Raw genomic sequence first — 14,943 nt, forward strand, 5'->3', positions numbered from 1 at the left:
GATTTCTTTTGGATACTTTTCTTTGTCCGCGCAAAGAAAAGTATCTCGTCCGTGGGTACGAGAACCCACATTCAAATAACCGTCGCGGTAGCGACACCTTAATAAACCCCTCACCCTAGCCCTAACGGCGCAGGTTCCATACCTGCTGCCGCACTTCCGTCATCCCTGGTGGTCGTCCCACAAGGGGAGAGGGAACAAGTTGGTCTCGTTCATGGCTCAACAAGCTCACCACGAACGGTTTAACTGCGCCCCAAAATCGCTTAAACCAACAAATAAAACCAGTCATAGTGATAAATCGACTTTTTCAAGCAATAAACTTCCCCAAAACCGTATCCAAAAAATCCCAGCCCTTATCCGTACAGGCATAATAACCGTTTTCCAAGGTGATTAAGCCTTGTGTCTGACAATCGGACAATGCGGGTTGCAAGGTGCTTGCAGGCAATCCGGTCATGCTTTGGTAATGGGCTAAGGTGAATCCGCGCCGCAGCCGTAGTTGGTTCATGATGAATTCGATGGGCAAATCATGAATGGCGATGGCTAGTCTGCTGCCGTTTTGAGACGGGTTTTGTAGGTAGAGTTCAGGGCTTTTGGGTTTAAAGGTGCGGGTAATTTGGTTCGGCAACGCTTCTGTAATTTTGCCATGCGCGCCTGCACCAATCCCTAAATAATCGCCGAACTGCCAATAATTGACGTTATGGCGGCATTCCTTACCAGGCTGGCTATACGCCGAAATTTCATATTGTCGATAGCCGTTATCGGCCAATAAGCCTTGGCAATGCTTTTGGGTGGCAAAAATAAAGTCGTCGTCGGGCAGTTTGGGCGGGTATTTATGGAATAAGGTGTTAGGTTCCAGGGTTAACTGGTAGAAGGAAATGTGCGCGGGTTTAAGGGCAATGGCTGTAGCTACGTCTTTTTCGCTGTCGCCAGGAATTGCGCCGGGCAAGCCGAACATCAAGTCCAGGTTAAAATGGGTGAATCCGGCATGATGGGCTATTTCTGCGGCCTTGACGGCTTCTTGCCCAGAATGCACACGCCCCAGCTTTGTTAGCAAGCCGTCATTAAAGCTTTGTACGCCGATGGACAATCGGTTGATGCCCAAGGCTTTGAACTCTTTAAATTTTGTGCTTTCAAAAGTTCCTGGATTGGCTTCCAGTGTGATTTCGATGTCTTTGTCTAAAGCGGTACGTCGGTCGATCCCTGCGATCAAACGGTCTAACGATTCGGGTGAAAACAGGCTGGGTGTGCCGCCCCCGATGAAGATGCTTTGGATGGGACGGGTGATGGCGTAGCGTTCTAAGTCAGCAGTTAAATCATTCAGCAGGGCATCAATATAAGCCGATTCCGGCAATTCCGCCTTTTTGGCATGGGAATTAAAATCACAATAAGGGCATTTTTTGATGCACCAGGGGATGTGGACGTATAGACTAAGCGGCGGCAATAGAAATCCGGATGTTTTATAAAAGGGGCGTCCAGTTTAACATTAACGGCATTATGTGAATAACAACCCGCGCTATTTACCTTACGGCATCAGGTGCAAGGCAAATTTTAAGTCAGGGTTAACTTTCTTTGTTTACGTTATGGTTGGTTAATAGCAACTATTTTGAGAGGTGACATGCGGCTTTTACTGGTGGAAGATGATGAAATATTGGGCGATGGCTTATCTGCTGGCTTGAAAATGGAAGGCTACGCCGTCGATTGGCTTACCAACGGCAAATTGGCTGATGAAGCGCTGAAGATGAGCTGTTATGAGCTTGTCGTGTTGGACTTGAACCTGCCGGACATGGACGGCTTGTCCATTTTGCGCGCGTTAAGGGCACGTAAGGATGAAACGCCTGTGTTGGTGTTGACAGCGAAAGATACTGTACCCGACCGGGTGGAAGGTTTGGACAGCGGTGCGGATGATTTCGTCATCAAGCCGTTTGAATTGGACGAGGTGTGCGCGCGGCTAAGGGCATTGGCACGGCGCAACGAGGGCAGGGGGACGCCGACCATCGAATATAAGGGATTGATCCTTGATCCTGCGTCGCACCAAGTGACGTTCAACGGTGAAAAAGTTGAGCTATCGCAGAAAGAATTTGAAATCCTCAGTTTCCTCATGGGCAACATCGGGCGCGTGGTCTCACGCGCCCGGTTAGAGGAAAGCCTGTATTCGTGGAACTCGGACATAGAAAGCAATACGGTTGAAGTACACATCCATTATTTGAGGAAAAAACTTGATTCCGGCATCATCCGTACGGTCAGGGGTGTTGGCTATATCATTGATTCAGAAAGCGATACGGATTCTGAGGTTGAAGCCGAAACCGAAACTGATGATGGCGAATGAATTACTCCTTGCGGCAGTTGTTATTGGTGACCTTATTATCAGCTTCTATGCTGATCTGGGGAATTACCGCCTATATCAATTACCGTGTCACACGGGATGAAGTTGCCGCCCTGTTCGATGCCGAATTGGCCCAATCGGGTAAAGTGCTGTTGGCTTTTTTGGATAGCTTGCCGCAAGACAGTGCCTTGGAAGAACGCTTAAAACTCGTCCAAACCGATGTGTTAGGTCAGGATTATGACCGGAAAATCGCTTTTCAGCTTAAATCCGAAAATGATGGTTTGCTGTTGCATTCAAAAGCTGCCCAACATTTTCCGATTTTTGGCGACAACCGACCTAAAAATGAGGATCCCTTGTGGGATGTTTTCGACGAGCTATTGCAAGCGGATGCTTTTGGGCATAAATATGAAAGAAAAATAGCTTTTCAGTTGTGGTCGAAGGAGAGCGGGCTGTTGCTGCGGTCGGAAAGCTCGCCTAAATTTGCCTTGTCTTCTTCGATACGGGGCTTCAGCGAAAAAACGATAGACGATCATCTATGGCATGTTTTTAGCATCACTAATGCCACGGGCGATTACGTTATCCATGTGGGTCAACAGGAGGAAATACGCGCCCAATTGACGGATGATATTTCCTGGCATTTAGTGACCCAGTTTTTGGTGGGATTGCCGTTATTGGGTATCGTTATCTGGTTTATCGTCGGCTATGCCCTGAAACCGCTTAGCCGCCTGGAAAGGGCTTTATCCAAACGAGAAGCCAGTTTCCTTAAGCCCTTATCAGCGAAAAAACTCCCCAAGGAAGTCGTCCCTGTTGTCAAAGAAATCAATAATTTGTTCGCCCAGCTTGAACAGGCTTTTGAACACGAACGCCGATTTACCGCAGATGCTTCACACGAGTTAAGGACACCGCTGGCCGGGTTGCTGACCCAAGCGCAAGTGGCATTGCGGACAACCGATGAAGCCGTCCGCAAGCAAGCGTTGCTGCGGATTTCACAAGCTGTCCACCGGATGACTTACATGGTGCAGCAATTGTTGACGTTTTCGAGGATAGAATCCGGTAAAGAATATCTTGCCAAAGAGATTACTTTTGTAAATCGCGAAGTCATTCAAGTGATTACCGAACTGGAACCGGCAGCGCACAAAAAACGGATACAGATCGAATTTGTGGAACAAGATGCCGTGCCAATCTTTGCGAATACCCAGCTTATTACCATTTTAGTCAGGAATGTTATCGATAATGCCATCAAATACACGCCCGCTGGCGGCAATATCGTGATTTACTTGGAAGGCAGCCAAAGCCAATTGCAATTTAGGGTGGAGGACTCAGGGCCAGGAATACCGCCGGATCAATATGAAAATTCCTTAAAACGTTTTCACCGATGTGTGGAAACCGCCCAAACGGCACAAGGCAGTGGGCTGGGTTTTTCCATCGTCGAAAGGATTACCAGCATGTACGGCGCGGAATTGGCGTTGGGCGTATCGCAATTTGGCGGCTTAAAAGTGACGGTTATCTTCCCCGTGCCAAGACGGCAAGAGGATAAGCCGCTTGCTGAAAAGCCGTTGGTTAAAAATACCGCAAAAGCATAAGGGTTATTGCGGTTCTTCAATAACCGGATTGCTTAATTGCCCTATCCCTTCGATTTCAACTGTAACGGTTTGCCCCGGCTTCAAATAACCACGGGGTTCCATCTTTACGCCTACGCCGCTGGGAGTGCCCGTGCTGATAACATCCCCCGGCTCCAATGTCATGGCTTGCGACAGGTAGGCGACCATCTCATGGCAGTTGAACAGCATATAGCGGGTATTGGAGTCTTGCCGTAATTCATCATCAACCCACGTCTTGATATTGAGATTATGTGGATCACTGATTTCGTCGCTCGTCACAACCCAAGGCCCCAATGGGCCGCAGGTGTCGAATGACTTGCCGACAGTAAAAGTGGGTGAGCGGAATTGCCAGTCTCGCACCGAAACATCATTGGCAATGGTATAACCCGCAATTACCTTATAAGCCTCGTCTACCGGCACATGGCGGCAGCGTTTGCCGATAACAAATGCCAGTTCGCCTTCGTAATCCAGCTTGTCGGACACTTTAGGCCGATGGATGGCATCGCCGTGGGCAATGACGCAAGTGCTTTGCTTGGTGAAAAAGCTGGGATACTCCGGCCTATCGCGTCCGGTTTCGGCGATATGGTCGGCATAATTCAGGCTAATTGCCAAATATTTTCCAGGGCGCGGAATTGGTGCCTGCAACTTGACTTCCGACAACGGAATCCGGTGGTTGCCGCTGGCGATGCGTTTACGCATGGCTTGCAATGCGGGCTCGCCAGCGGATATAAAATTAATCATCGCCCCTGGCAGGTTCATTTCGCCCACGCCATCCACCACTTCATCATCGATCACCGCGCCAAAGCGGGAATAATTGTTGTGGGTAAAAGTGACTAATTTCATGGCCTGGGCATCCTTCAATGTGAATTCCGGCTATTGTATACGAAGCCCAAAGCGTAAAAACAAGATATAATCGCACAATTTATTAAGTATTTAATCCAAACGAGGAAAGAACATGAAGAACGAAAACTGGATTGCCCCTTCCATCCTGTCCGCCAATTTTGCGAAATTGGGCGAGGAAGTCGATAACGTATTGAAAGCTGGCGCGGACATCGTCCATTTCGACGTGATGGACAACCATTTTGTGCCTAACCTGACCATCGGGCCGCTGGTTTGTGAAGCCTTGCGTAAACACGGCGTTACTGCGCCCATCGACGTGCATTTGATGGTTGAACCCGTTGACCGCATCGTGCCTGATTTTGCCAAGGCGGGTGCGTCATACATCACCTTCCATCCCGAAGGGTCCGTGCATATCGACCGTACCTTACAGTTGATTAAAGATTGCGGTTGCAAGGCGGGTTTGGTGTTCAATCCTGGCACGCCCTTAAGCCATTTGGATTATGTCATGGACAAGCTCGACATGATTCTGTTGATGTCGGTCAACCCCGGCTTCGGCGGACAATCCTTCCTGCCGTCGGCCTTGGGTAAATTACGCGAAGTCCGCAAACGCATCGACGACAGCGGTTTCAACATCCGCCTGGAAATCGACGGTGGCGTTAACGGTGCTAACATCGGCGCGATAAAGGCTGCTGGTGCAGATACCTTCGTCGCCGGTTCTGCTATATTCGGCAAGCCGGATTATAAGGCGATTATCGATGAAATGCGGGCGGAGATGGCGAAGGTTGGTTAGATTTCAAGAACTCGAATCTGTATCTTAGGTTTAATGAAAATATTAGAAACAGAAATATTTGATTTAATAACAGAAGCAAGAAACAAAGCGCGAGGGTATGCGGGTTTTTTTGGTTGGAGTTCAGACCGCGATATAGAAGAATGGGGAGTTGTAACCTGTCTTGTCGAATCATTAGAAAGAGAGGGCGAAATTCTATTTACTTCTCTGAAAAGACGAGGACGGCCAAACGATCCTCCCGATTGCGAAGCATTGAATTTCGATTGGAAACGAGTAGCTATTGAAGTAACGGAGTTGGTGGATGAAAAAGCGATAAAGAACTACAAATCAGGTGCGATACATGAATATGCCAATTGGGATAAGACAAAGTTTATTGAATCACTTCAAAAACTTTTATCCCGAAAAGATTCAAAATATCCAAAATTAAAAGAACCACCGTATGACGGAGGTTATATTGTGGTCGTTCATACAGATGAAGAAATGTTGGATCGAATCACTGTTGAAGCTTATTTGGCAAGGCATAAATTTGAAAATATAAAGTATGTGACGCGAGCATTTCTTCTATTGTCTTACGACCCTTCAATAGAGATGTGTCCATACTACGAATTGAAATTAGGTATAACGATATAAGATAAGGCAATAAAAATTTTCTTTTGTGAGTCTGTAGTCCAGTAGGTTGGGTTAGGCGCACAAAATAAATCATGCCAAAATTACAACTGGACTATCCGTGCGCCGTAACCCAACAATTGCTGACATAATTAACCGCCGAATGTTGGGTTACGACGCGCCTTAACTTTCGTGCAAAACAATTAAAAACAGAGAGTTTGCGCGTCTAACCCAACCTACACGATTACATGATTTTTGCCTTGAACCTTGCGCCTTTTGCCTAAATATTCATGACCCCAGAACAATTCAATTACTACGCCCGCCAAGGTTACAACCGTATCCCGATCAGCCGGGAAGTGTTGGCGGATTTGGATACGCCCTTGAGTGCGTACCTAAAGCTGGCCGACGGTCCGTACTCTTATTTGTTTGAATCGGTGCATGGCGGAGAACAATGGGGTAGGTATTCGATTATCGGGTTGCCGTGTAAAACTATTGTTAAGGTTTACGGCAATGACATCCGGCTGGAAACGGATGGAAAGGTGGTGGAAAGCGCTGTCCATGAAAATCCTTTGACCTGGATTGAAGCCTTCAAGTCTCGTTATATCGTGCCGGATATTCAAGAATTGCCGCGCTTTAGCGGTGGTTTGGTTGGCTATTTCGGTTATGAAACCGTCGCTTATATCGAGCCGCGTTTGCGGTCGGATAAGCCCGATCCCTTGGGCTGCCCGGATATTTTGCTGATGGTGTCGGAAGAAATCCTGGTGTTCGACAACCTGTCCGGCAAGATGCTATTGCTAACCCATGCCAATCCAGAGGAAGACAATACTTACGACCTCGCCGTTACGCGCTTGAATGACCTGGCAAGAAAACTGCGTGAGATGAAAGCCGAGCCCGCCAAGCATACACAGCCCACGCGTGTGCGGGAAGCGGATTTTGTGTCCGGTTTTACGGAAGATGGCTTTAAAGCAGCGGTGCTCAAGGCCAAGGATTACATCACCGACGGCGACATCATGCAGGTGGTCTTGTCGCAGCGCATGTCCATCGCTTACAGTGCGCCGCCGCTGGATTTATACCGCGCCTTACGCTGCCTGAACCCGTCGCCGTACCTATTTTTTCTCAATCTGGGCGACTTCCACATTGCGGGTTCTTCGCCAGAAATATTGGTCAGGTTAGAGGATGACCAAATTACGGTACGCCCAATCGCAGGGACGCGCCGGCGCGGCGCAACGCCGGAACTCGACCTGGAACTGGAACAAGAACTGTTGGCAGACCCCAAGGAGCTTGCCGAACACCTGATGCTGATCGACTTGGGACGTAACGATACCGGACGCGTGGCAGAAATCGGCACGGTGGAGTTGACCGACAAGATGATTGTCGAACGCTATTCCCATGTCATGCACATCGTCTCCAATGTTACGGGGCAATTGCAATCCGGCAATAATGCTTTTGATGTACTGGCGGCGACTTTTCCAGCGGGAACGGTTAGTGGCGCACCCAAAATACGCGCGATGGAAATCATTAACGAACTCGAACCCGTCAAGCGTGGGGTTTATTCCGGTGCCGTCGGTTATATTTCATGGTCGGGCAATCTGGACACCGCGATAGCGATCCGAACGGCTGTTATCAAAGACAATAGGCTGCATATTCAGGCGGGGGCGGGCATCGTGTACGATTCTATCCCTCAAAGCGAATGGGATGAAACGATGAATAAAGGCCGCGCCGTGTTCCGTGCCGTCAGCATGGCGGAAGCGGGTCTCGACAGCGAACAACAGGGAGGTCAAGCATGAGTGCCGTTAATGTTGTGATGATCGACAATTACGATTCATTCACTTATAACCTAGTGCAATACTTTGGCGAGTTAGGCGCTAATGTAACCGTCGTGCGTAACGACCAAGCCAGCGTTGATGATATTGCCGGATTGAATCCCGATAAAATTGTGATTTCGCCGGGTCCTTGCACACCGAAAGAAGCCGGTATTTCCGTGGCGGTCATCGAAAACTTTGCCGGGCGGATTCCCATCTTGGGTGTGTGTTTAGGGCACCAAAGCATCGGTTACGCCTTCGGCGGCAACATCATCCATGCCAAGAGCATTATGCACGGCAAAACCTCGCAGGTTTACCACCAAGACACGGGCGTATTTAAAGGGCTTAGCAACCCCTTCACCGCTACCCGTTACCATTCCCTGGTCATCGAACAGGTTACCTTGCCCGATTGCTTTGAAATCACCGCTTGGACGCAAGACGAACAGGGCAACATCGACGAAATAATGGGCGTTCGCCACAAGACTTTGGAGATCGAAGGCGTACAGTTCCACCCCGAGTCTATCTTGACGGAGCATGGCCATGATTTGCTGAGGAATTTTCTGGAAAGATGAGTCCAGATATGCAAATCCAACAAGCCTTACAAAAATTACTGGATAAGCAAGACCTCACCGCAGACGAAATGCGTGATGTGATGAGGCTGATTATGAATGGCGATGCGACCGATGTCCAAATCGCCGGGTTTTTGATTGCCCTGCGTTGCAAAGGTGAAACCGTCGACGAAATTGCCGCCGCCGTTGAGGTGATGCGTGGGTTGGCGAGCAAAGTGCCCATTTCGGGCGAGCATATCATCGATACTTGTGGTACCGGCGGCGATGGTGCGAATACGTTTAACATCTCTACGGCTTGCGCTTTCGTCGTCGCCGCAGCAGGTGGGCAGGTTGCCAAACACGGTAACCGTTCGGTATCGAGCAGTTGCGGCAGCGCTGATGTGTTGGAAGCGGCAGGAGTCAACCTGGATTTATCGGCAGAGCAAGTTGTGCAATGTGTACGTGAAATCGGTGTGGGTTTTTTGTTCGCGCCCAAACATCATGGTGCGATGAAGCATACGATTAATGTCCGTAAGGAAATGGGGGTGCGGACATTGTTTAACCTGCTCGGCCCCTTGTCTAACCCTGCATCCGCGCCGAATCAACTCATCGGAGTTTTCTCCCAGGCGTGGGTAGAGCCGCTGGCGCAGGTTTTAAATAAACTGGGTAGCCAGCATGTGTTGGTGGTGAGTGCGGAAGACGGCTTGGATGAAATCAGCATTGCTACAGCGACCCATGTTGCCGAATTGAAAGACGGCAGGGTTTCGATGTATACCGTAACGCCTGAGCAATTCGGCTTGCAGCGCGCGAGTTTGACCGAGTTGGCGGTAACGAATGCGGCAACGAGTTTGGACATGATAAAATCGGCCCTGGGCAACCAGCCTGGTGCAGCACGGGACATCGTCTTATTGAATGCAGGTGCGGCAATTTATGCGGCGAATATCGCCGACACCTTTTCAGGCGGCGTTAATAAAGCCCGTGAGGTTATCGCAAGTGGCGCTGCTCGTGTAAAGCTGGATGACTTGATACAATATTCGTCAGAAATTTCATAAGAATTAAGAATAATGGCCGACACCCCAGACATTTTAAAAACAATCCTTGCTAAAAAACTCGAAGAAGTTGCCAGCCGTAAACAGCGTATGAGTATTGCCGACCTGGAAGACATTGCCCAGGGTGTTGAGAAACCACGCGGATTTTATAAGGCGTTGCAACATAAGGCCGGTACCAAAAAGCCTGCGATTATTGCGGAAATTAAAAAAGCTTCGCCTAGTCAAGGCGTGATTCGGGAAATTTTTGAGCCTATTACGATTGGCCTTGACTATGCCATGAATGGTGCCACTTGTCTGTCGGTGTTGACGGATAAGGAGTTTTTCCAAGGTGCAGAGGCCTATTTGCAGATGGTGCGTGAGCGTTGCCCGTTGCCCGTCATCCGTAAAGACTTCATGATCGACCCATACCAGGTTTATGAAAGCCGCGCCTTGGGCGCAGACTGCATTTTGTTGATTGTTGCCGCCTTGGGCGACCGGCAAATGCACGAATTGTCCGACACCGCGACAAAATTAGGTATGGATGTCTTGGTTGAATCCCATAATGCGGAAGAATTGGAGCGTGCCTTAACATTGGATACGAAGTTGATGGGAATCAATAACCGAAACCTTCGGTCGTTTGAAACGTCCTTGCAGACGACGCTAGACCTTAAGGCAATGATTCCGGCAGATCGAATCATCATTACAGAAAGCGGAATTCATACCCAAGACGACGTGCAATTGATGCTGGATAACGAAATCTACACTTTTTTGGTGGGCGAATCCTTTATGCGGGCAGAAAGCCCTGGGCAAAAAATGCGTGAGTTGTTTGCTTTATAAGGTTACCTTCTACCGGTTTAGTTAAACTTATCCGTGTAATAACAATAAATTTAACGGTAAATGCATTCCAAATATCCTATTGGTGTTTTCGATTCCGGCGTAGGCGGCCTGTCGGTCTTGCGCGAAATCCATCAACTGCTGCCGCAGGAAGATTTGATTTATGTTGCCGATTCCGCGCATGTACCGTATGGGGATAAATCCAAAGAATTCATCCTGGAACGGTCCACCACTATCTTCGAGTTTTTTTTAAGCCAAAAGGTCAAGGCAATCGTGGTGGCCTGCAATACCGCAACGGCTGCTGCCGTCAAGGAATTGCGCGGTATCTATCATCTTCCTATGGTGGCAATGGAACCGGCCGTCAAGCCTGCTGCCGAAAAAACCCAAACGGGCATTGTTGGTGTGTTGGCTACCAGCAGGACGATCAATAGCAATAATTTCCAGATTTTGTTCGCCCGATTTGCCGATCAAGCCCTTATCATCCCACAAGCTTGCCCCGGCTTGGTTGACCAAGTGGAGCAAGGCGATCTCGACAGCGTGGAAACCCGTGCACTGGTAGCACAATATGTGCAACCGTTATTGGAGCAGAATGCCGATGTCTTGGTATTGGGTTGTACCCATTACCCATTTTTGAAGCCGGTTATCCAAGAAATTGCGGGCGTTCATGTGCAAGTCATCGATTCAGGCGCGGCCATTGCCAGGCGTTTGCACCACTTACTGGGCCATCACGGCTTATTGTCTGATGGTCACCAGATAGGTTCAGTGCAATTTTATAGCAGTGCTGAAAACGGTATTGCCGACCAGGTTATTTCAGGGCTGTGGGGCAGTCGGGTTAAGACGGGAAAAATGACCGAAGCCGTATCGGTTTAAAATGGATTGGGGCTGTGAAGGAATTAAATATTTGGGCTACAAAATTAGCCGTTTAGTCCCGCAATTAAGCTATTGATTCGGCCTTGTGAAGTATTAAGTTTCCGTTCACCTTGAGCCTGTCGAAAGGCGGTGTGTGCTTCGACAAGCTAAGCACGAACGGTTCAGGCATTAAAAGGCCGAATCTATAATATCATCAAAAGAATCAACTTGCAGATGAGCAGCTTTCGTGTCAGGTGCTTGGTGGCGGGTAAGCCAAATCGTTCGATAACCCACCGTTTTTGCAGCATCCAATTCTTCTTTAATGTCTGACAAAAATAGGATGTTAGCCGGAGGTATGGCAATTTCATCGGCAATTTTACGGTAAGAATCAGGCTCTTTTTTGCCGCCGATGTTGGTGTCGAAGAACCCTGAAAATAACGGCGTTAAATCCCCGGAAGCCGTATGCCCAAAAAGCAGTTTTTGCGCTAAAACCGAACCGGAAGAATAGACGTATAAGGCAATGCCTTTGGCTTTCCAAGTGTTAAGATTATCTATCGCATCCTGGTACAAATGGCCTGTAAAGTCACCTTGCTTGTAACCAGTCTCCCAGATCAAGCCTTGCAAGGCCTTTAACGGCGTGATTTTCTTATCTTGGTCTATCCATTCGATTAACTGCTCGATGGCGTTTTCAGTGTTTAATGAAATATTCGCTTCATTACAGGTATCTGCGAGCAATTGTTTGATAGTCGGTTCGTCCTGGTGTTGTCGGACATAATCGGGCAGTTTCACACGGGCATAAGGGAATAGCACATCCTTCACAAACGACAAAGACGAAGTCGTGCCTTCAATATCGGTGACGATGGCTTTAATCATTGCAGTTCTGCCATGATTTCATCGAATGAGGGAAAAGCTTTGGCGATGTTGCTGCCCGTGAACTGGGCTACCCAACCTTCCGGCGTGGTAAACAGCCGGATGACCTTGAAGCTGGGGTTTTCCCCCATATCAAACCAGTGCGTGGTGTGGGCGGGAACGCTGATGAGGTCGCCTTTTTCGCATAACACCGCATAGACTTTATTCCCGACATGCAGGTAAAACAACCCACGTCCGTCGATAAAAAACCGCACTTCAAAATCGTCATGCGTATGTTCAGCCAGGAATTTTTGCCGGAACTCCGTTTTTTGCGGGTGATCCGGGCTTAGGTTAATCACGTCCGCAGACTGAAAACCGTAAAGCTGTTTCAGCTTGTCGATGGATTCCTGATAAGCGGCAATCACCGTCGCTGGCTCGTCATCGGCGGTCAATTCGCGGTTGGCAGTCCAGCGTTCAAACTTGACATCAATACCCGCAAGCTCGCGTTCAATGTCGGCAAAATCGGCGTAACGGTTGCCTTGCTTCGGTTGGTCATCGGGATAGACAGTTAACACGCTCATGGTTTTCTAACTCCGTGCAGTCGCAGTTCGCAATCAAATAAATAATCCAGCGCTTCCAAATGGCGCAATGCCTCCAGTATGGACTCGCCCCAGGTATACAGGCCATGTCCGGCGATAATGTAGCCATAACAATCATTCACGGTATCAAGGTACTGATCGACAACATGGGCTAAGCGCGGAATGTCTTGGTCGTTGGCAAAAATCGGCACCGTAATCCGTGTTTCATGCGTGGTAATGCTGTGCATGGCTTTCAACAACTCATAATTTTCCAGCACGATTACATCGCCAAAAATCTTTGAAACCAGTATGGCATTGATCGAATGCGGGTGCAAAATGGCTTGAATTGTTGGATAACGCTTGTATAAAGTCGTATGCAAACCTGTTTCTGCCGACGATTTCTTGCCGTCCAGCGAGTTGGCATCGTGATCAATCAGCATAATGTCCTCGACCTGGAGATGACCCTTGTGCTTACCGGACGTGGTAATGGCAATCGTGCCATCCGGCAGGCGGGCAGAAAAATTTCCGCTGGTGGCAGGCACCCAACCCTTGCTGTCGATAAACTTTCCGGCATTGCAGAGTGCTATGGCTGCGGTTTTAAAGTCTTGGGAGTATTGCATAATTGATTGGAAATGTTGAGATATAGTTGCTTACCTTATTCCTGTTGAGTATCTTCAGGAACATAAGTGCTGCACAGAAAGCAAGAGCTTTTATTAAATGTGACCATGTGCAATTAATCTCCTCTATCTACTCGCCGCTTTCTAAGTTCGCCAGTCGTACCATCGACAATTACTTTAGCTGACGAAGGAACAGTTTGCCAAGGAAAGTGGCCGATAAAATTCCAATTAGGGACGATATAGTAAAACTGCTTGTCTGCAAAGTAATCACAGAAATAAGGCCCTTTGCAATATTTACCATAAGCTAAGTACATTTTTTCTGGTGTCATTGTAAAGTTGCTTGGTAAACGAAAATGAAGATTAATAGTAAATTTCCCCCCTGCTCCATACGTCCAAACGCCAGCAAGCTGGAGATCAGTAGATACATCGCGATTTATAAGGACAGTGTAACTTATGAGGATGATACCTAATCCGATGACAAGGAGGAGAGGGCTTTTCATTATGTAAATTTGGAAGTAGTTTACTATTTTAAAGAGCTCTGTTTTTTATGGTTTGGGAATTATCCAGTGGTATGCCAGTGAGAAAATCTAAGGTTTCTGCATTTGTATCCATTTCAATTCGATTACCCAATTTTCGATTGGCTTTGTTCAATAAATCAACAAGGGCGATTATCTGAAATAAAATATCGTTCTGATTATGGATTGTATTTAATTTTTGGTGCAACTAAAAAAGAAATCAAAAAATAAAAGAAATCAAAAAATACTTGTTCTGCACTTGTTTTGTTTTTGTTCTCGTGCTACTTTTATAACAAAACAAATAGAGAACACAATGAAATTGACATTAACCCGTAAACAGCAAGAAATTTTCGATTTTTTAAGTCAGAATCAGGATAATTTCAGACATCCGCCTACGCTGGAGGAACTGTGTTCGAGCTTAGGTGTAAGTTCTCGTGGCTCGCTACATGCCCATATTAAAGCATTAATAGACGCTAATCTGATTGAATCGCCAGAGCGTAAGCAACGCGGTATTCGTTTAACAGAATACGCTAAACAATTAATCAGTGGTTCATCTGACCAGGGCGGCTTGCCTTTTGTGGGTTACATCGCGGCTGGAAGGCCCATAGAAGCGGTAGAAACCATTTCTTATATGGCTGTTCCCGACCAGCTAAGGACTCAAAAACCCTGTTATGTCCTGAAAATCAAGGGCGATTCCATGATTGAACAGGGCATTTTCGATGGCGATTGGGTGGTTATTGAGCAACGCAGCTATGCCCGTAATGGCGAAATTGTTGTGGCCTTGGTCAATAAATCCGAAGCGACATTGAAATTCATTGAGCAGTACCCCCACGAAACCTTACTCATTCCCGCCAATGCCAAAATGGAAGCCATGCGCTATAAGCCTGAGCAAGTGGAAATCCAAGGTGTATTGGTGGGGCAAATGCGTAGTTATTCCAATTATTTTTAGGAGCAATCTCATGATAAATAGAAATGTACATATGCGAGACCAAGTCACTAACCGTATCGAAATGATAATGCAGGAGAGCAGGATTTCCTATATGCACCAGTTGGAAGAGCTTTCTATAGCTGTCCTGCTCGTCGCGGTTTTTCTGGTCGGTGTTGGGTTTTAAATTGGGTTAAAGCACAAATATGGTGAAACCACTGTTGAAGCGTTAGCCATCTAAATA

At 47.7% G+C, this 14,943-nt stretch carries 17 protein-coding genes; 11 read left to right on the plus strand and 6 right to left on the minus strand.

Annotated features, from left to right (window positions below; translation table 11 throughout):
* Positions 1–304: 304 nt before the first annotated feature.
* Positions 305–1,438, minus strand: a complete 1,134-nt coding sequence (gene hemW, locus MGMO_RS15570) for a radical SAM family heme chaperone HemW (RefSeq protein ID WP_023496023.1) — start codon at positions 1,436–1,438, stop codon at positions 305–307.
* A gap of 174 nt (positions 1,439–1,612) precedes the next feature.
* On the opposite strand from hemW, the gene MGMO_RS15575 reads away from it, so the two are divergent.
* Together MGMO_RS15575 and MGMO_RS15580 are read left to right on the plus strand one after the other, a co-directional pair.
* A complete protein-coding gene (locus tag MGMO_RS15575; RefSeq protein WP_023496024.1) occupies positions 1,613–2,323 on the plus strand; it encodes a response regulator in 711 nt (236 codons plus the stop codon).
* Positions 2,320–3,903 carry an ATP-binding protein gene (locus MGMO_RS15580; protein WP_023496025.1) on the plus strand — a complete coding sequence of 528 codons (1,584 nt, stop codon included), beginning with the start codon at positions 2,320–2,322 and terminating at the stop codon, positions 3,901–3,903. Before MGMO_RS15575 ends, MGMO_RS15580 begins: the two co-directional genes overlap by 4 nt.
* Positions 3,904–3,906: 3 nt before the next feature.
* Here the strand turns inward: MGMO_RS15580 and MGMO_RS15585 are convergent, their stop codons facing one another.
* Positions 3,907–4,764 carry a fumarylacetoacetate hydrolase family protein gene (locus MGMO_RS15585; protein ID WP_023496026.1) on the minus strand — a complete coding sequence of 286 codons (858 nt, stop codon included), beginning with the start codon at positions 4,762–4,764 and terminating at the stop codon, positions 3,907–3,909.
* Positions 4,765–4,876: 112 nt separating this feature from the next.
* Between MGMO_RS15585 and rpe the strand changes: the two genes are divergently transcribed.
* From rpe to murI, 7 genes are all read left to right on the plus strand, one after another.
* Positions 4,877–5,551 (plus strand): ribulose-phosphate 3-epimerase, encoded by a 675-nt coding sequence (rpe, locus tag MGMO_RS15590; RefSeq protein WP_023496027.1) that lies wholly within the window; start codon positions 4,877–4,879, stop codon positions 5,549–5,551.
* Between the two features lie 33 nt (positions 5,552–5,584).
* Positions 5,585–6,178 carry a hypothetical protein gene (locus MGMO_RS15595; RefSeq protein ID WP_023496028.1) on the plus strand — a complete coding sequence of 198 codons (594 nt, stop codon included), beginning with the start codon at positions 5,585–5,587 and terminating at the stop codon, positions 6,176–6,178.
* A 266-nt stretch (positions 6,179–6,444) separates the two neighbouring features.
* The gene (trpE, locus tag MGMO_RS15600; protein WP_023496029.1) at positions 6,445–7,941 is read left to right on the plus strand and encodes an anthranilate synthase component I; all 1,497 of its coding nucleotides are present in this window, start codon (positions 6,445–6,447) and stop codon (positions 7,939–7,941) included.
* On the plus strand, positions 7,938–8,528 hold the full coding sequence (locus tag MGMO_RS15605) for an anthranilate synthase component II (RefSeq protein WP_023496030.1): 591 nt from the start codon (positions 7,938–7,940) through the stop codon (positions 8,526–8,528). The genes trpE and MGMO_RS15605 overlap by 4 nt, the downstream gene beginning before the upstream one ends.
* 8 nt (positions 8,529–8,536) lie before the next feature.
* Complete coding sequence (gene trpD / locus MGMO_RS15610; protein ID WP_023496031.1) at positions 8,537–9,556, plus strand: anthranilate phosphoribosyltransferase; 1,020 nt, start codon at positions 8,537–8,539, stop codon at positions 9,554–9,556.
* Positions 9,557–9,568: 12 nt separating this feature from the next.
* On the plus strand, positions 9,569–10,369 hold the full coding sequence (gene trpC, locus MGMO_RS15615) for an indole-3-glycerol phosphate synthase TrpC (protein WP_023496032.1): 801 nt from the start codon (positions 9,569–9,571) through the stop codon (positions 10,367–10,369).
* A gap of 60 nt (positions 10,370–10,429) precedes the next feature.
* Positions 10,430–11,236 carry a glutamate racemase gene (gene murI, locus MGMO_RS15620; RefSeq protein WP_023496033.1) on the plus strand — a complete coding sequence of 269 codons (807 nt, stop codon included), beginning with the start codon at positions 10,430–10,432 and terminating at the stop codon, positions 11,234–11,236.
* Between the two features lie 168 nt (positions 11,237–11,404).
* Here murI and mtnC read toward each other — a convergent pair whose 3' ends face one another.
* The 4 genes from mtnC to MGMO_RS15640 form a co-directional block, all read right to left on the minus strand.
* The gene (mtnC, locus tag MGMO_RS15625; protein WP_023496034.1) at positions 11,405–12,088 is read right to left on the minus strand and encodes an acireductone synthase; all 684 of its coding nucleotides are present in this window, start codon (positions 12,086–12,088) and stop codon (positions 11,405–11,407) included.
* On the minus strand, positions 12,085–12,645 hold the full coding sequence (locus tag MGMO_RS15630; protein WP_023496035.1) for a 1,2-dihydroxy-3-keto-5-methylthiopentene dioxygenase: 561 nt from the start codon (positions 12,643–12,645) through the stop codon (positions 12,085–12,087). Before MGMO_RS15630 ends, mtnC begins: the two co-directional genes overlap by 4 nt.
* Positions 12,642–13,262 carry a methylthioribulose 1-phosphate dehydratase gene (locus MGMO_RS15635; protein WP_023496036.1) on the minus strand — a complete coding sequence of 207 codons (621 nt, stop codon included), beginning with the start codon at positions 13,260–13,262 and terminating at the stop codon, positions 12,642–12,644. Before MGMO_RS15635 ends, MGMO_RS15630 begins: the two co-directional genes overlap by 4 nt.
* 113 nt (positions 13,263–13,375) lie before the next feature.
* Positions 13,376–13,759 (minus strand): hypothetical protein, encoded by a 384-nt coding sequence (locus MGMO_RS15640; protein ID WP_023496037.1) that lies wholly within the window; start codon positions 13,757–13,759, stop codon positions 13,376–13,378.
* A 328-nt stretch (positions 13,760–14,087) separates the two neighbouring features.
* Between MGMO_RS15640 and lexA the strand changes: the two genes are divergently transcribed.
* Together lexA and MGMO_RS20085 are read left to right on the plus strand one after the other, a co-directional pair.
* A complete protein-coding gene (gene lexA / locus MGMO_RS15645; protein WP_023496038.1) occupies positions 14,088–14,723 on the plus strand; it encodes a transcriptional repressor LexA in 636 nt (211 codons plus the stop codon).
* 10 nt (positions 14,724–14,733) lie between these two features.
* Positions 14,734–14,886 (plus strand): hypothetical protein, encoded by a 153-nt coding sequence (locus tag MGMO_RS20085; protein ID WP_023496039.1) that lies wholly within the window; start codon positions 14,734–14,736, stop codon positions 14,884–14,886.
* Positions 14,887–14,943 lie beyond the last annotated feature (57 nt).

This window comes from Methyloglobulus morosus KoM1 (assembly GCF_000496735.2).
Taxonomy (GTDB): domain Bacteria; phylum Pseudomonadota; class Gammaproteobacteria; order Methylococcales; family Methylomonadaceae; genus Methyloglobulus; species Methyloglobulus morosus.